Origin of the sequence: Pseudomonas sp. 3296, assembly GCF_031456615.1 — a bacterium.
GTDB lineage: Bacteria > Pseudomonadota > Gammaproteobacteria > Pseudomonadales > Pseudomonadaceae > Aquipseudomonas > Aquipseudomonas mucoides.
On sequence record NZ_JAVDUY010000001.1, the window covers coordinates 243,892 to 263,755 of the forward strand.

The 19,864-nt window shown below is 60.9% G+C and carries 17 protein-coding genes; 4 read left to right on the forward strand and 13 right to left on the reverse strand.

The window, feature by feature from the left end; all coding sequences use genetic code 11:
- Positions 1-8: 8 nt before the first annotated feature.
- Positions 9-905 carry a LysR family transcriptional regulator gene (locus J2X66_RS01185; RefSeq protein ID WP_310259843.1) on the reverse strand — a complete coding sequence of 299 codons (897 nt, stop codon included), beginning with the start codon at positions 903-905 and terminating at the stop codon, positions 9-11.
- 161 nt (positions 906-1,066) lie between these two features.
- Between J2X66_RS01185 and J2X66_RS01190 the strand changes: the two genes are divergently transcribed.
- A complete protein-coding gene (locus J2X66_RS01190) occupies positions 1,067-2,086 on the forward strand; it encodes an alpha/beta hydrolase (protein WP_310259846.1) in 1,020 nt (339 codons plus the stop codon).
- A 202-nt stretch (positions 2,087-2,288) separates the two neighbouring features.
- Here J2X66_RS01190 and ycaC read toward each other — a convergent pair whose 3' ends face one another.
- From ycaC to J2X66_RS01225, 7 genes are all read right to left on the reverse strand, one after another.
- Complete coding sequence (ycaC, locus tag J2X66_RS01195; protein ID WP_123434523.1) at positions 2,289-2,915, reverse strand: isochorismate family cysteine hydrolase YcaC; 627 nt, start codon at positions 2,913-2,915, stop codon at positions 2,289-2,291.
- Between the two features lie 68 nt (positions 2,916-2,983).
- Positions 2,984-4,822: an amidohydrolase gene (locus J2X66_RS01200; RefSeq protein ID WP_310259853.1), complete on the reverse strand. Its 1,839-nt coding sequence runs from the start codon at positions 4,820-4,822 to the stop codon at positions 2,984-2,986.
- Entirely contained in the window at positions 4,819-5,412 is a 594-nt protein-coding gene (locus J2X66_RS01205) for an antibiotic biosynthesis monooxygenase (RefSeq protein WP_310259856.1), read from the reverse strand. Before J2X66_RS01205 ends, J2X66_RS01200 begins: the two co-directional genes overlap by 4 nt.
- Positions 5,405-5,821, reverse strand: a complete 417-nt coding sequence (locus J2X66_RS01210; RefSeq protein WP_027921409.1) for a DoxX family protein — start codon at positions 5,819-5,821, stop codon at positions 5,405-5,407. The genes J2X66_RS01205 and J2X66_RS01210 overlap by 8 nt, the downstream gene beginning before the upstream one ends.
- 201 nt (positions 5,822-6,022) lie before the next feature.
- Complete coding sequence (locus tag J2X66_RS01215; protein WP_310259860.1) at positions 6,023-7,780, reverse strand: hypothetical protein; 1,758 nt, start codon at positions 7,778-7,780, stop codon at positions 6,023-6,025.
- Positions 7,781-7,973: 193 nt separating this feature from the next.
- Positions 7,974-8,894 carry a LysR substrate-binding domain-containing protein gene (locus J2X66_RS01220; protein ID WP_310259864.1) on the reverse strand — a complete coding sequence of 307 codons (921 nt, stop codon included), beginning with the start codon at positions 8,892-8,894 and terminating at the stop codon, positions 7,974-7,976.
- Positions 8,895-8,942: 48 nt separating this feature from the next.
- Entirely contained in the window at positions 8,943-9,947 is a 1,005-nt protein-coding gene (locus J2X66_RS01225) for an MBL fold metallo-hydrolase (protein ID WP_310259867.1), read from the reverse strand.
- A 207-nt stretch (positions 9,948-10,154) separates the two neighbouring features.
- On the opposite strand from J2X66_RS01225, the gene J2X66_RS01230 reads away from it, so the two are divergent.
- A complete protein-coding gene (locus J2X66_RS01230) occupies positions 10,155-10,595 on the forward strand; it encodes a helix-turn-helix transcriptional regulator (RefSeq protein WP_310259870.1) in 441 nt (146 codons plus the stop codon).
- An 84-nt stretch (positions 10,596-10,679) separates the two neighbouring features.
- On the opposite strand, the gene J2X66_RS01235 is transcribed toward J2X66_RS01230, so the two are convergent.
- Positions 10,680-11,504 carry an alpha/beta hydrolase gene (locus tag J2X66_RS01235; protein WP_310259872.1) on the reverse strand — a complete coding sequence of 275 codons (825 nt, stop codon included), beginning with the start codon at positions 11,502-11,504 and terminating at the stop codon, positions 10,680-10,682.
- A complete protein-coding gene (locus J2X66_RS01240; protein WP_310259875.1) occupies positions 11,501-12,112 on the reverse strand; it encodes a flavodoxin family protein in 612 nt (203 codons plus the stop codon). The genes J2X66_RS01235 and J2X66_RS01240 overlap by 4 nt, the downstream gene beginning before the upstream one ends.
- Before the next feature lie 333 nt (positions 12,113-12,445).
- Here J2X66_RS01240 and J2X66_RS01245 point away from each other — a divergent pair, with 333 nt between their 5' ends.
- Entirely contained in the window at positions 12,446-15,250 is a 2,805-nt protein-coding gene (locus J2X66_RS01245) for a winged helix-turn-helix domain-containing protein (RefSeq protein ID WP_310259878.1), read from the forward strand.
- Here J2X66_RS01245 and J2X66_RS01250 read toward each other — a convergent pair.
- Positions 15,215-16,699 carry a winged helix-turn-helix domain-containing protein gene (locus J2X66_RS01250; RefSeq protein ID WP_310259881.1) on the reverse strand — a complete coding sequence of 495 codons (1,485 nt, stop codon included), beginning with the start codon at positions 16,697-16,699 and terminating at the stop codon, positions 15,215-15,217. The genes J2X66_RS01245 and J2X66_RS01250 overlap by 36 nt on opposite strands.
- 185 nt (positions 16,700-16,884) lie before the next feature.
- Positions 16,885-17,835 (reverse strand): GlxA family transcriptional regulator, encoded by a 951-nt coding sequence (locus tag J2X66_RS01255; protein ID WP_310259884.1) that lies wholly within the window; start codon positions 17,833-17,835, stop codon positions 16,885-16,887.
- A gap of 346 nt (positions 17,836-18,181) precedes the next feature.
- Here J2X66_RS01255 and J2X66_RS01260 point away from each other — a divergent pair, with 346 nt between their 5' ends.
- Complete coding sequence (locus J2X66_RS01260; protein WP_310259886.1) at positions 18,182-18,904, forward strand: pirin family protein; 723 nt, start codon at positions 18,182-18,184, stop codon at positions 18,902-18,904.
- 60 nt (positions 18,905-18,964) lie between these two features.
- Here J2X66_RS01260 and J2X66_RS01265 read toward each other — a convergent pair whose 3' ends face one another.
- Positions 18,965-19,840: a LysR family transcriptional regulator gene (locus tag J2X66_RS01265; RefSeq protein ID WP_310259889.1), complete on the reverse strand. Its 876-nt coding sequence runs from the start codon at positions 19,838-19,840 to the stop codon at positions 18,965-18,967.
- Between the last annotated feature and the right edge of the window lie 24 nt (positions 19,841-19,864).

A 19,864-nucleotide genomic window follows, 5' to 3' on the forward strand; every position in this document is an offset into this window, starting at 1 on the left:
TGTGAGGCTTAGAGCCCACCTTCAGATTGATCCAGTCGTTCGCGCAAAAACTCGATCAACGCCTGTACTGGGCGCGAGCTCTGGCGGTGCTGCGGATAGACGGCCGACAACTTCAGTGGCTCAGGCCGAAACGCGTCCAGCACCGGCACCAGCCTGCCGTCCTTCAAGGCTGCACCGACGATAAATGTCGGCAAGTAGGTAATCCCCATCCCGGCAATCGCCGCGTCCTTGAGCAACTCCCCGTTGTTGACCCGCATCCGGCCCGTGACATTGACGGTCAGCGGTTTGCCCTGCCCTTCGAAACGCCATTGCACCTGACGATTGTGGCCATACGGCAGGCAGTCATGGCCGTGCAGGTCTTCGGGTTTGAGCGGCGTGCCACGTTCGGCCAGGTACGTCGGGCTGGCGCAGTACACACGCTGGATCGAGGCGATGCGTCGGGCGATCAGCGTCGAGTCTTCGAGAATGCCGATGCGCAACGCCAGGTCATAGCCCTCACTGAGCAAGTCCACCGGGCGATCACTCAGGTCCACTTCCACGGTGACATCACGATATCGCTGCAAGAACACCGGCAACAGGCAGCCCAAATGCGCCACCGCAAACGACAGAGGTGCGCTGATGCGAATCGTGCCCCGTGGCTCGGTGGTCTGCCCGGCGATGCCCTGCTCCACCTGCTCGACTTCACCGAGCAGGCGCAAGGCCGACTCGTAATAACTCTGCCCCAGCGGCGTGACGTCCAGCCGCCGGGTCGAGCGATTGAGCAAGCGCACGCCCAGGCGCTCTTCCAGTTGCATCAAGCGCCGGCTGACGAACTGCTTGGACAGCCCCAATTGATCAGCCGCCGCGGTGAAGCTGCCCGAGTCCATGACCTGGCAAAAAATACGCATGTCTTCGAATGGGTTCATTGTCGCGCCCTGGTTGACAGTTAAACACTTTATAGCTGCTTTTTCGCCTGCAGGCATCCTATTAATCTGTGTCCACGGTGTTGCTCAGGGCCTGAACCACAGCCATCAGCAACCTGAAAACTCAGGTACTCAACGTCTAAAAACTTAAAAAGGATTTGCCCATGAACATCCTCAAAAAAACCCTGACCGTTTCCCTCCTCGCCCTCTGCGTCGGCAACGCATTTGCAGCCGGCAGCCCTGGCGTCGAACACAACACCCAAGCTTTCCTCGAAGCTCTCGCCGCCGGTGGTGGCAAGCCGCTTGAGCAACTGAGCCCAAAAGATGCCCGAGCGGTGCTGGCGGGTGCGCAGAGTTCGGTGAAGGTTGATCTGTCGGGTGTTGAAGTCAGTGACCGCGCAATCAGCGTCGATGGCCAGACCATCAACCTGAAAATCGTGCGTCCGGCCAAGGTCAAAGGGCAATTGCCGGTGTTCATGTTCTTCCACGGCGGCGGTTGGGTGTTGGGCGATTACCCGACTCACCAGCGTTTGATCCACGACCTGGTGGTCGGCTCCGGCGCTGTCGCGGTGTATGTCGACTACACACCGTCGCCGGAAGCGCACTACCCGACTGCGATCAATCAGGCCTACGCCGCTACCCGCTGGGTGGCCGAGCATGGCAAGGAGATCGGCGTCGATGGCAAGCGTCTGGCTGTAGCGGGCAACAGCGTCGGTGGCAACATGGCGGCGGTCGTGGCCTTGATGGCCAAGGAACAGAAAACCCCGGCGCTGCGCTTCCAGTTGTTGATGTGGCCAGTGACCAACGCTCGGTTCGACACCGGTTCGTACCAGCAATTTGCCGAAGGCCACTTCCTCACCAAAGGGATGATGAATTGGTTCTGGGACAACTACACCAGCGACAGTGCCGAGCGTGCGCAGATCCATGCCTCGCCGTTGCAAGCCAGCGCCGAACAGCTCAAAGGCTTGCCCGCTGCCCTGGTGCAAACCGCTGAGTTCGACGTGTTGCGTGACGAAGGTGAAGCCTATGCCCGTCACCTCGACGCCGCCGGCGTACCGGTCACCGCCGTGCGGTACAACGGCATGATTCACGACTTCGGCCTGCTCAACCCGCTGAGCCAGATTCCGGAAGTCAAAGCGGCGGTTCGCCAGGCTGCACTGGAACTCAAGACTCATCTGAACTGAGCCCCCTTGAAGGAGCCTGCCCTCGTGCAGGCTATTTCCTGTCTGCCCTTTTGAAAACGGAGTTGCCCCATGTCCTTTGTCCTGGGTCATCTGTTGTCGTGGAGCTCGGGGCCGATCAAGAAAGGGGGGTTCCTGAGCTGGCTGCAAACACGATAGGCAAAAAAATGCCCGCTCATTGCGGGCATTTTTTGTGCGGCGAGGCTTACTTCGACGTCAGCACCGAATAGCTGTTCATCAAATTGCGATAGTTCGGAATGCGCGGCGACAGCAGATTCGCCAGGCCTTCCATGTCGTTGCGCCAGTCACCTTGCAGCTCGCAGGCCACCGAGAACCAGTTCACCAGTTGCGCACCCGCGGCCGCCATACGTGCCCATGCCGCTTGTTGCACGGTTTCGTTGAAGGTCCCCGAGGCGTCGGTAACCACGAACACTTCAAACCCTTCCGCCAGCGCCGACAGCGTCGGGAAGGTCACGCAAACATCCGTTACCACACCGGCAATGATCAATTGCTTGCGACCCGTGGCTTTGACGGCTTTGACGAAGTCTTCGTTGTCCCAGGCGTTGATCTGGCCTGGACGCGGGATGTACGGCGCGTCCGGGAACAGCTCCTTGAGCTCCGGCACCATCGGGCCGTTCGGGCCATTTTCGAAACTGGTGGTGAGGATGGTCGGCAGCTTGAAGAACTTGGCCAGGTCCGCGAGGGCCAGGACGTTGTTCTTGAATTCGTTGGGCGAGAAATCCTGAACCAGCGAGATCAGACCAGTCTGGTGGTCGACCAGCAAGACAACGGCATCATCCTTGTTCAGGCGTTTGTACGGAACGTTGCTCATGTGAAACTCCTCGGTGGATGGGTATTACGTCGGGCGCCGACACAGTCCATCGGCGCTTTTTGTGATCGTCAGAACGCGAAGCACGAACAGCCAAAGGCGCCCCAGAAACCGGCAAAATCACTGACCGGCGCGTTCGACAAGCGCGCTTTTTCATGGCTGTGGGCATGCACGCCGCACGGCCCGCTGCAATGGTGAACCTGTGCCTGCATCGGCGAGGTCGGACGCCAGTGGCCCGGGACCTTGACCACCGGCGACCAGTCCGGCAGCACCGGTACGCTGGCCGGCCCGAGTTTTTCGAAGTCACCGGCGGCGTACACCACCTTGCCGCCGACCACGGTCAACACCGACTCGATCCACTTGATCGCTTCTTCGTCGACGCTGAAATAGTCCGCACTCAATGCCGCCACGTCCGCCAATTGACCGACCTTGATCATGCCTTTCTTGCCCTGCTCGGAAGAGAACCAGGCGCTGCCGTGGGTAAACAATTCCAGCGCGGTCTGCCGGGACAGGCCTTCGGCATGCAGCTCAAGCCCTCCCACTGTCCGGCCGCTGACCATCCAGTACAACGAGGTCCAGGGGTTGTAGCTGGACACTCGCGTGGCATCGGTGCCGGCACCGACTGGCACGCCTTCGGCCAGCATGCGCTTGATCGGCGGCGTCGCTTCGGCGGCTTTGGCACCGTAACGCTCGACAAAATATTCGCCCTGAAACGCCATGCGGTCCTGAATCGCGATACCCCCGCCCAGCGCCCTCACCCGCTCGATGTTCTGCGGGGTGATGGTTTCAGCGTGGTCGAAAAACCACGGCAAACCATTGAACGGAATGTCGCGGTTGACCTTCTCGAACACGTCGAGCATGCGACTGATCGATTCGTTGTAGGTGGCGTGCAAACGGAATGGCCAACGCTGTTCCACCAAGTGGCGCACTACCGGCTCGAGTTCGTCTTCCATGGTTTGCGGCAGGTCCGGACGCGGTTCGAGGAAGTCTTCGAAATCCGCCGCCGAGAACACCAGCATTTCCCCGGCGCCGTTATGCCGAAGGTAATCGTCGCCCTGGTGCAGGGTCACGCTGCTGGTCCAGTTTTTGAAGTCGGTGAGTTCTTCCTTGGGCTTCTGGGTGAACAGGTTGTAGGCGATACGGATGGTCAATTGCCGGTCCTTGGCCAACTGCTCGATCACCTGATAATCGTCCGGGTAATTCTGGAAACCACCACCGGCATCGATCGCGCTGGTGAGACCGAGACGATTGAGTTCGCGCATGAACTGGCGGGTCGAGTTGACCTGGTACTCCAGCGGCAACTTCGGCCCCTTGGCCAGCGTCGAGTACAAAATCATCGCGTTGGGCCGCGCGACCAGCATGCCGGTGGGCTCGCCGTTGCTATCGCGCACGATCTCGCCACCCGGTGGATTCGGCGTATTGCGGGTGTAGCCGGCGACGCGCAACGCGGCACGGTTGAGCAAGGCGCGGTCGTACAAATGCAGCACGAACACCGGAGTGTCCGGTGCCGCCTGGTTCAGTTCTTCGAGGGTCGGCATGCGCTTTTCGGCGAACTGGAATTCGTTCCAGCCACCAACCACGCGCACCCATTGCGGCGTTGGCGTGCGGTCGGCCTGATCCTTGAGCATGCGCAAGGCATCGGCCAGCGACGGCACCCCTTCCCAACGCAGTTCGAGGTTGTAATTGAGGCCGCCACGGATCAGGTGCAAGTGCGAGTCGTTGAGGCCGGGGATGACGCAGCGGCCCTTGAGATCGATGACCTGCGTGCCCGAACCGCGCAGGGCCATGGCCTCGGCATCGGTGCCGACCGCGACAAAACGGCCGTCGCTGATCGCCACGGCACTGGCGAGCGGGTTTTCACGGTCAACGGTATGAAATTGGCCATTGAACAGAATCAGATCGGCGTTCATCGCGTTTCCTTGGGCTGAGGGGAAGGAGATAACCAGGGCGCGAACAATCGGGTCGCCATGGGCATGAACAGGTACACCACCGACAGCACGATGGTGAGCGTGATCAGGAACGTCGCTACGACGTAATTGGAGAGAACGGCGTTGAGTTGTAGCAGCGGTCCCCAGATCAGCGGCACCAGCAAGGTGTGCGGCAGAATCACCAGCAAGGTCACCACGGCCTGCTTCCAGCGTGGTGGCGGTGGCGACGCGGCGTCGGCCTGGGGCGCGAACCAGAATTCATTGACCGGGTTGACCTCGGTCTGGTCGCCGTCGGCGAGCATCGGCGTCGCTTCGCGGACCAGTTCCAGGCGTTGCGGCGAATCGAGCCAGTGCTGCATCGCCTCGGTGGTGCAAAAGCGCAGCACGCAGGTGTACATGTCGAGCCCGGCGTTTTTGCCGCGCATCACGTCCACGCCCAGGTGCCCTTCCTGCTGCCCGGCGATGCTGACAATGTTGCGCAGCCAGGCTTCGTAAGGCACTTCAAAACCCGCCTTGACCCGGTGCTTGATGATCAAGGTCACGACTTCTTCAAAAGGTCTGGCTTCAGGCATAACGCAACGCTCCGGTGAATCGGACATTGAGCGCCAGCCGACCAGGCCCGGCGATGAAAATGCTGGTGAACAGGATCAACAACAACCAGCCGAATTGCCCTTCCTCGAGGCTCCATTGCGGATGCACCACCACCATCGCCACCAGCAACACACACAAGATCGGCAGGCACGCCAAACGCACCAGCAGTCCGACAATGATCAGCAACGGGCACAGCACCTCGGCGAAAATCGCCAGCATCAGCGTCAGGTTGGCGCCAAGGTGGAAAGGGTCTTCGATGACGTGCAGTTGAGCGCTGTAGTCAAGCAGCTTCGGCAAGCCGTGCACCCACAGCAGGAACAGACTGGCGCTGCCCCGCAGAAACAGCAGGCCCCAGTCCTGGACCCGTTCATCCCGTAGCGACGTGTTCATGGGCTACCTGCACAAATGAAAAACCACCGGCAACGATGTGCCGGGACGTTTTTCGATAGTGCCGGTGTGGGGACGGAAAAAATTGGATGGGTGTGCTCTTTTTGTGGAAGAGCACAGATCTACCAAGCGACGCAGGCTCATGCCCACAGGGGACCTGCATGACGGGCAGGATTGATCAAGGTATCGATAAACCGGCCCGGTTCAGGGAACGGCTCGAACAGTATATTCACGCGTGTCGAAGACCATCGCTGTCGCGTCATCTGCCATCTGATCCGTATTTACCCTGAAGCGAATGGCCAACCGGCTGCCATCCCTCAATAGCGATAGATAGCTGTACGCAATGGTGATGCTAAAGCCGTTGTTCGTGACCCAAGCACGATGCACCGAGTTGCGCGAGCCCGCCCAGGTCTGGAGATAGTGGCTGCCACCACTGGCGTTTTCACCCTCCAGATCCAGCCAGATGCGCTGCCCTTGGGCGATATGTGGCCAGCCACCAAAACTGAGGGTCGCGCCGGACGTGACGTCTTTCAGGTCCAGTACGGTCGTGCCGTTCGCCTGGGTAATCACCGGAGCAATGAGCTCGACGGCCGGGATCGACAGTACGTCAAGGGGAACGGGTTGAGAGGTCACCGGATCGGATGTCCCGCGGGTATAGGTGAACCTCAGCTCTACTTTTTTACCCAGGCTAAACGCGACCAATGAAACAGGCAGCGGTATTTCTCTGGGTCGAGTATTGCCGGCCAAAACGGCGTTTGTCGTGTGTGAGCCCGCAGGCAGCGTGCCGGGCGCGGCTGCCCAGTTCACAGTGATCAGATCGTCAGGCGCCATTTCATAATCCAGCACAGCGGTCAGTCTTTGCAAAGCCGCCAGGGGATCCAGATTGACGTGATCGGGCGCTTCCTTGATCGACAACTGCCGCCTTTGCAACCTCACGTTTATCCTCCACGAATTGGATACCGCGCCGTCGCCATACAAGGCTTTGGCCTTCAACTCGTGTAATCCGTCGGGCAGTCCAGTCACCTGATGCCTCCAGCGACCGGAATCGGCCGTGGCCGTGCCTTTTGGAATGTTGCCGGCAAAGATTTCCACCTCTTCACCCTCTGTAGCGGTACCTTCCAGGGTCACGCTGCCGTACTCGGTATCACCTCCATCAGCGATGTCCTGACCGAATGGATCTTTCACCGACAGGATCACCGGCGTCTTCGGTGCATCCGTTCTTACAATGTAGTTGCGCGGCGCAAAAATCAGCGCTTTGGTCTCATCATCGCTTCCATCCAGCGTCGCCATGAACTCCAGAATCAACGTGCTGCGATCCATGAGCCGTTTAAGCGGATCGGCAACAAAGTTTTTGGCATAGAAGCCGTGAAGGATCAATTGCTGATCGACAACCGTGCGAGGCCAGTACACGGCCTCGAAAGCACTGCCGTTGGCGTTGGTTCCCCTGAGCCGAAGCCAATGGTTTTGATTGTAGGCAATCAGGGGCCATCCATTTATTCGCAGCGTGAATTCGGTCAGGTCTTTCACATTCAGGACCAAGCCTTCACCTGCGTTGCCCGCCTGCGGGATGAACGGTCTGGGCATATCGCCTTGTGCCAGTGGCAGCACATACAAGATCAATGGCTCAGAGGTTCTGGGCTCCGGGTCGTCTTCACTGATGACGGTGTAGGTCAGCGTTACCGTTCGGCCCAGGTTGAAGGTCACCAGCGAATTGGGAAGTCGTAGCTCCGCAGGGCGAGTATTCCCGACCTCGACGAAGCCCGACGTATAAGAACCCTCGGCTGGCGTGCCCGGTGCCCCCTGCCATGTGACGCGGATCCTGTCCGTGGCCTGACTGTCGTAGTTCGCCACGACTGTCAGGTTATGCCTGACCGCCACCGGACTCAGGAGCGTGAAAACCGGGTTTTCCTTGATACGTGGAGGGGGCAAGTCATGGGTGGTTACGTCAGTCAGATTATTCATCATTCGCTCTCAGTGCGGGATCGACCTTGCCCTTGGGGTACGGGCCTATCTCACACTGGATCGGGAATAGTCGCCACTGTCAGAACTGACAGGTAGACAGTTTTTTCAGACGAGTGGCTCTGCCTTGAAACCGGCCATCATACCCACACAGTTTCCTGCAGGCGGGAATCTGCTCGCCCGTAAGCTGCCACGTTCAGGCTGGAATGGGCAAAGGCCCCGACATGAATTCACTGATTCGCGAGCGCAACCATCGCTCCGCCGGGTCGTTGTCATGCACCCCGCTCCAGGCTATCGACAATTGCGCCGCATCGATGGCAAACGGTGGGTCTTCAGCGCGCAACCCACAGCCTTCCACCAGCGCGCACGCGGCATAGTCCGGTACGGTGGCGATCATCTCGGTGCCGGCGAGCAATGCGCGCAAGCCGCTGAACTGCGGCACGCCCAACACCACGCGACGGCTACGTCCAAGCTTGGCCAGGTCGAGGTCGATGTTGCCGCTCAGGTCGCCGGAGAACGACACCATGGCGTGGGGCCGTTCGCAGTATTCATCCAGCGTCAGCGTGCCCGGACGCTTGTCCCCGCGCAGCACTTTGCAGGGAATATCGCGCAGTTTTTTGCGCTTGGCGTTCGCCGGCAGGTCGGTGGTGTAACTGACGCCCACAGAGATTTCCCCGGAGGCCAGCAACGCCGGCATCAGCAGGTAATTGGCGCGGCGCACCACGACCACAATCCCAGGTGCCTCTTCTTGCAGCTGCCGCAGCAACGGCGGAAACAAACCGAACTCGGCATCGTCCGACAGCCCGATACGAAACACATCACAACTGGTCGCCGGATCAAACTCCTTGGCCCGGCTGACGGCGCCCGAGATCGTGTCCATCGCCGGCTGCAGCTCCTTGAGAATCGCCAGTGCCCGCGCGGTCGGTTCCATGCCGCGCCCGTTGCGCAGCAACAACGGATCGTCAAACAAATCGCGCAACCGCCCCAGCGCCGCACTCACCGCCGGTTGGCCCATGAACAGTTTTTCCGCGACGCGGGTCAGGTTCTTTTCGAACATCAGCGCCTCGAAAATCACCAACAGGTTCATGTCGACGCGGCGCAGATCGTTACGGTTCATAGGCACGGTTCCTTTTGTGTGTTGAGCCAGGCACGAAACGCTGGGACTTTACTCGATCAGCGGTACTTTGGCCGCACGTTTGTAAGGCCCGTATTCGACCGGCACCCATTGGAAGTGCTTGCCCTCGGTTGCGATATGACCGATGCCCGGAAACGGCAAGTGTGCCGCCGACACCCAGGTCTTGCTGGAGGCAGCGTCACTGAACACCTTGGCCCGACTCTTGATCGCTTGCTGGCTGTTGACGTCAAAAGCGATCGACACGTCAGGGTGCTCGAATTGCACCGCTAGGTTATGCACCAGATCCCCCATGAACAGAATGCTCTGCCCTTCAGAGGTGAAGCGGTACGTCGTGCTGCCGGGAGTGTGTCCGCTCTCCAGCGTGGCATCGACCACACCTGGCACGGGCGATTGACCGGCCGCGAACGTCTTGAAGCGGCCCTGCGCAACGTAGGGCGCGGTGGAATCCTGGGCGATTTTGAAATAAGGCTTGGCGCCTTCGGGGGCCTTGGCGATGGCTTGAGGATCGAGCCAGTAATCAGCCTCGGCTTTTGCCGCGTAGACCGTGGCATTGGCAAACACCGGTTTTTGCTCGGCGTCGACCAGCCCGCAGACGTGGTCCAGGTGCAGGTGGGTCAACAGAATCGCATCGACTTGGGACGGCTCGTACCCGGCGGCTTTCATGTTGTCCGAGAGCATGCCGGCCGTTGCGCCGATGCACTGGCCAGCGCCGGTGTCCACCAGAATCAGTTGCTTGCCGGTGTTGACCAAAAACGCGTTGAACGCGGTTTGCACGCCAGGCGTTTCAATCGAGCGACGGGCCAGCAATGCGCGGATCTGACTTTGCGTCAGGCCCTTGAGCAGCTTCGGCGACAAGTCGTTGTAACCATCGAATAACGCCGTCACTTCGTAGCCGCCCACGGCCAGGCGAAAGTAGCCCGGCGCCTGTGTGCCGACTTGCGCCGGTGCCTGTGCCTGTGCCTGTGCCTGTGCCAAGCATGTACCGGATGCCAGCGCTACCGCGACCCCCAATGTGCAAACCAGAGAATGTTTCATGCCTTCACCCTTGATCGATAAAAAAAGCGGCCACGCCTAACGCACCCGGATGACGTCAATAGTGCAAGTACTGCGTCTGAAGAAATTGCAGCAATGTGCTGAGTTAGCGCCTTGGCCGGATTTTCGCGAGGACGGAATTAACAACGTTTAACTCGCCTGCCAACTCCCCGCGACGAAGAATGAAGCTCACCGACACGGACATTTGTCATGGCCCATTCTCAGCAAAACGTCGCCCGCGCGGCAGTCACTGAATCGCCAAAGAAGACCACCGGCGGCCTGAGCCCATGGCGCGAAAGCCTGGCTAAACAACTGATCCTCGAGCGTCTCGATGAAACCGTCGAGGTCACTGAACTGGCGCGGGCGTGCGCCCTCTCGCGCAGTCATTTCTCCCGCGCGTTCAAATGCAACACCGGTTATTCGCCTCAGGACTGGATACGTCTGCAACGCATTGCGCGGGCCAAGCAGCTGATCCGCGACACCGACTTGAGCCTCACGCAAATCAGCCTCGAATGCGGCTTCTGCGATCAGGCGCACTTCTGCCACATCTTCACCCGCAGCGAAGGCATCAATCCGTTTGCCTGGCGCTGCCGCACGGTACGCTCACACCCTCATCCACCCGCCTACACCGCTCAACTTCACGCGCAATAACGCCCAACGCGGAGTAGCAGCTGTCGAGCCCCGGCGAGGCTCGACAGCTGGTACAGGGGGCCGGGGCGCCTGTAGCAGCGAGTGTTAGCCGTTGAGGAACGCCAGCAAATCAGCGTTGAGTTGATCCTTGTGGGTATCCGTCAAGCCGTGCGGTGCGCCTGGGTAGATCTTGAGCGTAGAGCCTTTGACCCACTTTGCTGAAGCAACGCCAGCGGCTTGGAACGGCACCACCTGATCCGCGTCGCCGTGCACTACCAGGGTCGGGATGTCGAATTTCTTCAGGTCTTCGGTGAAGTCGGTTTCGGAGAAGGCCTTGATGCAGTCATAGGCGTTCTTGTGGCCGGCCATCATGCCCTGCATCCAGAACCAGTCGATCATGCCCTGGGACGGTTTCGCGCCCGGTTTGTTGAAGCCGAAGAACGGGCCACTGGCGAGATCGATGTACAGCTGCGAACGGTCGGCCAGGGACGCCTGGCGAATGCCATCGAACACTTCGATCGGCAGGCCGCCGGGGTTGGCTTCGGTCTTGAGCATCAGCGGCGGCACCGCGGAGATCAGCCCGGCCTTGGCCAACCGGCCCGTGCCATGGCGACCGATGTAGCGCGCCACTTCGCCGCCGCCGGTGGAGAAGCCGAACAACACCGCATCCTTGAGGTCCAGCAACTCAATCAGTTGCGCCAGATCGTCGGCGTAATGGTCCATGTCATTACCGGACCACGGTTGGCTGGAGCGCCCGTGCCCCCGGCGGTCATGAGCGATGACCCGGTAGCCTTTGGACGCCAGGAAAATCATCTGCGATTCCCAGCTGTCGGCATTCAACGGCCAGCCGTGGCTGAAAACAACGGGCTGTCCGGTGCCCCAGTCCTTGTAATAAATCTCGGTGCCGTCGCGGGTGGTGAACGTTGTCATGGGCTATCTCCTTTGCGAGTGTCGGGGGTGTACAAAACCGGTGAGTGGTTCATGCGTTCGGCCAGCCGCGCCACGCGCTCGCCCAAGTGCGCGGCGGTGCAGCGGTCTTCGGGTGGCGGGGCCAGTTCGGGGGGTTGTTCGACATTGGATTGGGACATGGCGCCGAGCGAGCTGCCCAGGCGATTCATCTGCCCATCGAACACGCCGGTGCCGGAGCGCGCGGGCAGCAGGTCGAGGCCAACCCAGATCATTGAATGCTGGGCCGCGAACACGGCCATTTGCAGCAAGGTGTTGAGCTTGTCGCCACACAGGCTGCCGGAGTTGGTGAACCCGGCGGCCAGTTTGTCGCGCCAGGGCTGGGCCAGGTAGAACGCCGAAGTGGCCTCCATGAAGCTTTTGAAGGGTGCCGAGGCGCTGCCCATGTAGGTCGGGGCGCCGAAGATGATGGCGTCGGCGTTGTGCAAGCGGTCCCAGTGGTCGTCCACTTCCTCCACCGGAATCAACAGGCAGATGCTGCCCAGATGCCGTTCCACCCCCTGGGCCACGGCTTGGGCCATGACACGGGTGTGCCCGTAGCCACTGTGATAGACCACCACCACATTGCTCATTCCGGTGTCCTCATGACAATAAATCCCTGCTTGACTTCAATACCAACCCCAACAGGTGTTGCGTACGGCGGCTGACCGATGGACGTTGAAGGATGAGAGTTTTGGGCGTAGACCAGACGCAGCACGAGTTAAACGTTGTTAATTTTCCCTGGCGCGCCAAAAGCCGTAACCCCGGCTTTGTTACCGTAAACACGGCACCGGCCCAGGGTGGCGGGGACAGACAGTCGCAGCGAACACCCGACAGTCACCTGCCACCCGGATTGCACTGATCTCAAAACCTGCGGAATATGCTCGAAAACCGCGTATTAGACGGATGCAAGCAGGAGCGACACGTTGACCCTTTCCCCCGAACAGGCTGTGCATTTCGGCCCCTACCGGATCTACCCCGGACAACGCCTGGTGATGGAGGCCGACCAGCCCCTGCGCCTGGGCCGACGTGCCATGGACATTCTGTTGATCCTGCTGGAGCACGCCGGGCAAGTGGTCAGCAAGCAGCAACTGATTGCGGCGGTCTGGCCCAAAAGCGTGGTGGAGGACATCAACCTGCGGGTGCACATGGCGGCGTTGCGTAAAGCCCTCGGCGATGGCCAGGCCGGCCAGCGCTACATCGTCACCGTGGCACAGCGCGGCTATAGCTTTGTCGCGCCCTATTCGCTGGAACGGATCGAGCAGCACCCCGAACTCGAAGGACCGGTGCCCAACGGCCATAACCTCCCCGTGCGCCGCACCCGGCTCATCGGGCGCCAATCCCTGGTCGATCATTTGGTGACACAACTGGCACGCCAGCGCTTCATCACACTCGTCGGCCCCGGCGGCATCGGCAAGACCACCGTGGCCCTGCGCGTCGCCGAACAGTTGATCGGGCGCTACCGGGACGGCATTCGCCTGCTGGACCTGGCACCGATCAACGACCCGCTGATGATCACCGCGCATTTGGCGACGCTGCTGGAGTTGTCCCTGCACGATGGCGACCCCGTGGGCGCACTGGCAACCTTCCTGCGCGACCGCCAGATGCTGCTGGTCATCGACAATTGCGAACACCTGGTCGACGCCATCGCCCTGCTCTGCGAAAGCACCCTGCGCGCCGCGCCCGAGGTGCACATTCTGGCCACCAGCCGCGAAAGCCTGCGGGCCGAAGGCGAGTTCGTCCAGCGCCTTGAGTCGCTGGATTGCCCACCGCCCATCGCCGTGCTGGATCGCGCACAGGCCATGACGTTTTCGGCGCTGCAATTGTTCGTCGAGCGAGCGATGGCCAGCCACGACAGCTTCGAACTGAGTGATTACGAGCTGCCACTATTGATCGACATCTGCCATCGCCTGGACGGCATTCCGCTGGCCATCGAACTGGCTGCCGCGCAAGTCGGCCACTTGGGTTTAAGCGGCGTGCTGGAGCAGCTGCAAGGCAGCTTTCGTCTGCTGACCCAAGGGTGTCAGCCGGCATTGGGTCGGCACCAGACGCTGCGCGCCACGCTCGACTGGAGCTACGAACTGCTGACGCCCTGCGAGCAAACCTGCCTGCGCCGGCTGAGCGTGTTCAGGGGCGGATTCACCCTGGAATCCGCAGCGGCGGTGATCGTTGGTGAACACATCGACCCCGGCAACGTGTTTGGTGCAATCACCCAACTGGTGGCCAAGTCGCTGCTGAATGTGGAAGTGGGCGACGAAGACGTGTTCTATCGCCTGCTCGACACCACACGCAGCTACGCCCTGGAAAAACTCGACCAGGCCGCCGACCTGCCGGACACGCGAGTCCGCCATGCCGAACGCTGCCTGGCGTTGATGCACCAGGCACGCAATGACTGGGAGCTCATCCCGACCGGTCGGTGGATCGAGCGGTACGCCCGGGGTCTGGAGGACATTCGCGCGGCGCTTGATTGGGGTTTGAACGGGCACGGCTCGCAATCACTGGCCATCCAGTTGGCCGCAACGTCCATGCCGCTGTGGCAGGAACTGTCGCTGCTCAAGGAACATGGCATTTATGTGCGCAAGGCGCTGGCACTGCTCGATGCCACACCCGAGCCCTGCCCTCAGCTGAAAATGAGCCTGAAACTGGCCCTCGGCAGCTCCTGCTACCACACCCAGGGCGGCACTGTGGAAACCATCGACGCCTTCGTCAGCGCCAGAACCCTGGCCAGACAGTGCGGTGACATGGCCGGTCAGTTGCGGGCGGTGTCCGGGCACATGGCGGTCAATCTAAGCTGCGGAAATTATCAACTGGCGCTGGAACAGAGCCTGCAGTTCGATCGACTGGGCGGGCATGACGACGCCGTGCTCGCGTTGAGCACCCACCGACTGCGCGTGCTCGCGTTGCACTTTGCCGGGGATCAGGGGCGGGCCCGGGTCAACGCCGAAGAAGTGATCCAGCGCATGGCCCACAGTGGTCACCTCAACCGCTTCACCCACGGTTTTGGCGTGCAATACGACCAAAGCGTTGCGTCCCTGACGATTCTGGCGCGCATCCTCTGGTTGCAGGGCCAACCGGAGCAGGCCTGGCGTACGGCCCGCCAGGCACTGGACATCGCGATTCAGATCAACCATGGCACCTCCATTTGTTACACCCTGGCCCTGGCCGGCTGCCTGATCGCCCACTACAACGGCGACACCCGCAGCGCTCGCGAGCTCCTGCGCCTGCTGCTGGAGCAAGCGCAAAAACATTCGGTGCTGTTGTTCTACACGTGGGCACGTCACTACGCGCAGGTGATCGACCAGGCAGAGGAGCACTTGCCGCCCCCAGCCAGCAGTGGGTTGATCAAGGACATCATGGTCACGCTGGACAGCGGTTTCGTCGATGACGCCTTGCTGCAACGCGCGGATACCGGCGTCGCCGGCTGGAGCACGGCAGAAATTCTACGGGCCAAAGCGAATGCGCTGCTGGAAGAGGATTGCCCGTTGAAAAACCAGGCGGCCGAGGCCGTGCTGATGCGGGCATTGAACGTGGCCAGAACCCAGGGCGCTCGCGCCTGGGAGCTGCGCAGCGCCACGTCCCTGGCCCGGCTCTGGCAGCGTCAGGGGCGCTATCGACAGGCCCATGAACTGCTGGCACCGATCTACCAGCAATTCACCGAAGGCTTTGCCACACCGGACCTGATGAACGTCCGCCGGTTACTCGACGAGTTGCAACGCCAGTTGCCCAGCTGACGTGGAGCGCCCTCGGCTGATAAAACGGGCGTAGCGCCTTTTAAAATCGCGCAACGCTGCGCTGTGCTCGAGTTTTTCCAACGCATACAGGCGAGTGGTGTTGAGGAAACGGTAGCGGGTCACACCGCAGCCCTGCTCCACCGACAACAATGATTTGAGTGCCAGGTGTTCTACCGCTTGCATCACACATCCGGGCGGCAGTGCCGAGCAATTGATCACTGCCATGGCGGCGTCCAGGGTGAAGGCCATTTTGAACACGGCCAGGCGCTGCAACACTGTTTGCTCCAATGGGCTCAGTTGGTCATAGCTCCAGTCCAGCGCGGCTTTCAGGGTTTGATGCCGGGGGACGGCCGTGCGCCGGCCCTGAGTCAGCAGCTGAAAACAATTGTCGAGCTGCGCTTGCAACCCCATCAGCGCCAGCGCATCAATTTGCGCGGCGGCCAATTCGATGGCCAGCGGCAAACCATCGAGCCTGCGGCAGATGTCGCCGACGGTGCCGAGGTCTTGTTCGCGCAGGGCAAAGCCTTGTTGACGGGCGCGTGCGCGACTGACGAACAGCTGTACGGCCGAATAGCCCATGACTTGCGCGACACTCTGCCCCTCGCAGATGGGCGGCACCGCCAGTGGCGGCAGACGTACCAGCGTTTCCCCTGCGGCCAACAATGGTTCGCGGCTGGTGGCCAGAATCGACAGCCGGGGCGCCGCAATCAGCAGGCTTTCAACCAGCGTTCGACAGCGCTGCAGCAGGTGCTCGCAGTTGTCGAGCACCAGTAACGCGTGGCGCCGCGCCAACGCCTCTAGGGCAGTCCCGACATCGGGTTCAAGGGTGCGCGTCAGGTGGTCAACGACTTGCGCGGGATCATCAATCGCCCCCAGATCAACCAGCCAGACGCCGTCCTGATAGTGTTGCAACAACAACTCGGCCACGCGCAACGCTACGGTAGTCTTACCGATGCCGCCGGGGCCAACCAGCGTCATCAAACGCCGCACCGGCAACTGCCGCACCAGACTGCCGACAATCGAGTCACGACCGGTCACCGGCGTGAGCCGTGCCGGCAGGTTGTGTTGAGCTTTTTGAATGGATTGAATCGACACAGGTGCACCTGCCGGCAGGTGCTGCACCGGGGCCACAAAGCTGTAGCCGCGCTGGGGAATGTTGACGATGTAGCGCTGACCGTTTTGCCCGTCGCCCAGGGCGCGACGTAGCGCAGCAATGTGCACGCGCAGGTTGATGTCCTCGACCACCGACGTCGGCCAGACCCGGGCAATCAGTTCGTCCTTGCTGACCACCGTCCCGGCGCGCTCGACCAGCACCTGCAAAATGTCCAGGGCCCGCCCGCCCATGCGCAGCGGCCGATCACCGTCCAGGATCAGCCGTTGCCGTTGGTGAAACGCGTAGGGGCCGAAATGCAGCACCGCTTCGCTGATCAAATCTGTGAGGCTGTTCATGCACGTTCGCGTGCTGAAAACCTGTCCCGGCTCTAAGTGCCACAACCCACCTTCGCACTCGCCTTCCAGGCTCCCGCACCTCCCTTGCAAAGAGTTCAGGGGTATCTTGGCAGCCCTGCGTGACGGTTCAACGGCCACGGAGGGAGCGTCCCGGCCATCAAGGTGCGCATGACGGACACAACACGCTAGCTGAACTGTTCACGGTACTGACTGGGTGTCAGGCCAAGCTTTTCGCCGAACAGGAAACGCATGTGGCGCACGCTGCCAAAGCCGCTTTTGAACGCCACCGTCTTGAGCGGCAGGTCACTGGTTTCCAGCAGGCTCCTGGCGCGGTCGATGCGCGCGTTTTGCAAAAACTCCATCGGTGTCATGTTCACCTCCCGTGCGAAAACCCGGGTGAAGTGCCGCGTACTCATGGTTGCCAGACCCGCCATGCGCTCGATGCAGAACGCTTCATCCAGGTGTTCCAGCACATAGTTTTGCACCCGGGTGATCGGCGTTTCGTGCGGGGCAACCGTGGCCATCAACGGGCTGAATTGCGCCTGCCCGCCCTGGCGCTTCATCACCACCAACAGCACTTTGGCCACGTCCTGCGCGACTTTTTTGCCATGGTCTTCGGCGACCACCGCCAGTGCCAGGTCGATGCCGGCGGTCACGCCGCCGGAGGTGATGAGGTTACGGTCCAGCACGTAAATCTGATCGGTCTCCACGGTGGCCTTGGGGAAGCCTTTGATCAGCCGTTCGGTGTAGTGCCAGTGAGTGGTCACGCGATAACCGTCGAGCAAACCGGCGTGCCCCAACACAAAAGCACCGGTGCAGATCGAACCGTATCGCCCGGCGCGATTCACCGCGCCCGAGAGCCAGTGGAGCAACGGCGGGTGTCTCTCGTTATAGGCACCGGGGCCGCCCGGCACCAGCAGCAGGTCGTAACCTTGAATCGCCTGATCAATGTGCAGATCGGCCTGGACGTTGACACCGTTGGAGGCACGCAATGCGCCGGGTTCGGTGCCGATGGTCGTGAGGACGTAGTGGTCAGCCGGGGCCAGGTAGCGGTTGGCGATGGAAAACACCTCCATGGGACCGGCCATGTCGAGCAGGAGGAAGCCGGGGAATAACACCATTGCCACGGTTTTCATGGGTTAGAAATCACTGAAGTCAAAAAAGAATACCGGCCAGACACCGGTCCCTGAGGAGTCAGCCTGCTCGCTATGGCGGCGTATCAGTTGATATCAATGTGGACTGACACACCGGGATCGCGAGCAGGCTCACTCCTACAGGGGGTTGTGTGTAAGGCGTTAAAAGGGTGCTGTGCATTATGGCCAATCGTGGCGACTGCGTCGGGAAAGAATGCGTGATCGTCCGCACATTACTGTCAACCTTATCAGGACAGTGTTTCAATTTTCATCTACTTATTGAACCCACCAGTAACCATTAACCTTCTCCTCACTCGGACGAATCAACGTCCCAACAGGAGATTTCATCATGCTGACCCTTCGCAAAGCTTCTGATCGCGGCGCGGCCAATCACGGTTGGTTGAAGTCGTTCCATACCTTTTCCTTCGCCAACTATCGCAACCCGAAAGAACAGGGTTTTTCCGACCTGCTGGTGATCAACGATGACCGCGTGGCGGCCGGTAAAGGCTTCGGCCAACACCCTCACCGCGACATGGAGATTTTCTCCTACGTGCTCGAAGGCGCGCTGGAACACAAGGACACGCTGGGCACCGGTTCGGTAATCCGCCCGGGCGACGTGCAGTTGATGAGCGCCGGCAGCGGCGTGGCCCACAGCGAGTACAACCACTCGGCGACACGTCCTGTGCATTTCCTGCAAATCTGGATTGTGCCGCAAGTCAGCGGCGCCAAACCGCGTTATCAGCAAGAACACTTCAGCACGCAAAAGAAACGCGGGCGCCTGCAACTGATCATCTCCCCCGACGGCGACAAGGGTTCGCTGAAAGTGCGACAGGATGCACGGGTGTACGCCGCGCTGATCGACGGCAAGGAAAGCGCTGCGCTGGAACTGGCCGCGAACCGTTATGCCTACGTGCACGTGGCCCGTGGCAGCGTTGAACTCAATGGCGTGCAGTTGCAGGAAGGTGATGGCGTGCGGGTTCGCGATGAACAGGTGCTGACGTTGAGCAACGGTGCGGATGCCGAAGTGCTGGTATTCGACCTGCGCCCGCAAGAGCTGCCTGAAATGCCGTAACTGTTAAACGCAAATCCCTGTAGCAGCTGGCGAAGCCTGCGTCCGGCTGCTACAGGTGTGTTATTCGCCGGTGCCGGAAAACACCGCGACAATTTCATCGATCACCGCCCGCACCCGCGCGGTGTGCCGCAAGTCGGCATGGGTCACCAGCCAGACGTCATACGGCAGCGGTCGTGTGCGTTCAGGCCAGAGCCTGACCAGCCCGTCCCGCTCCCCCATGTACACCGGAACTTCCCCCAATCCGATACCCGCCGCAATGGATCGACGCACCAGCAGACTGGAGCTCAGGCTCGACACAATCCGCCCGCGATGCAACGGCTCCGACACCAGCGTCATGTCCTTCTGGTTTTGCAGGTACGGCTGATACACCACCAGATCATGCCCCTCGAACGCCGAGCCCGGTGTCGGCACTCCGTTGGCGTCCACGTACGCCTTGGACGCAAAAAGGCCCACCGGCCAGCGAGCGATTCGTCGCGCGATCAGGTCCGGGGTGTCCGGCCGGGTATTGCGCACGGCGATGTCGACTTCACGTTTGGCCAGGCTGAGGAACTGCGTCGAGGCGTCCAGTTGCACGCGCACGTCGGGGTGCTGCTGATGCAGGCGCGCAATGGCCGGGATCAGGAAGTCGATGGCCATGGAATCGGTGGTGCTGACCCGGACGAGTCCGGTCAACCGATCGTCCAGCCCCTGGATCTGCCGCTCCAGTTCCAGCGCCGAGCGCTCCATTTTTTCCACGGCCGCCAGCGCCGCCTCGCCCACTGCGGTGAGTGCGTAGCCATCAGAGGTGCGCAGGAACAACGTGGCACTCAAGGACTTTTCCAGCGCCGTAATCCGCCGGCCCACCGTGGCCTGATCAACCCCCAGCACCCGCGCGGCGCCACGCAGTGTCGACTCTCGGCACACCGCGAGAAATACCCGTGCGTCATCCCAATTCATGTGGTTCTCCTGCTGATGCATATT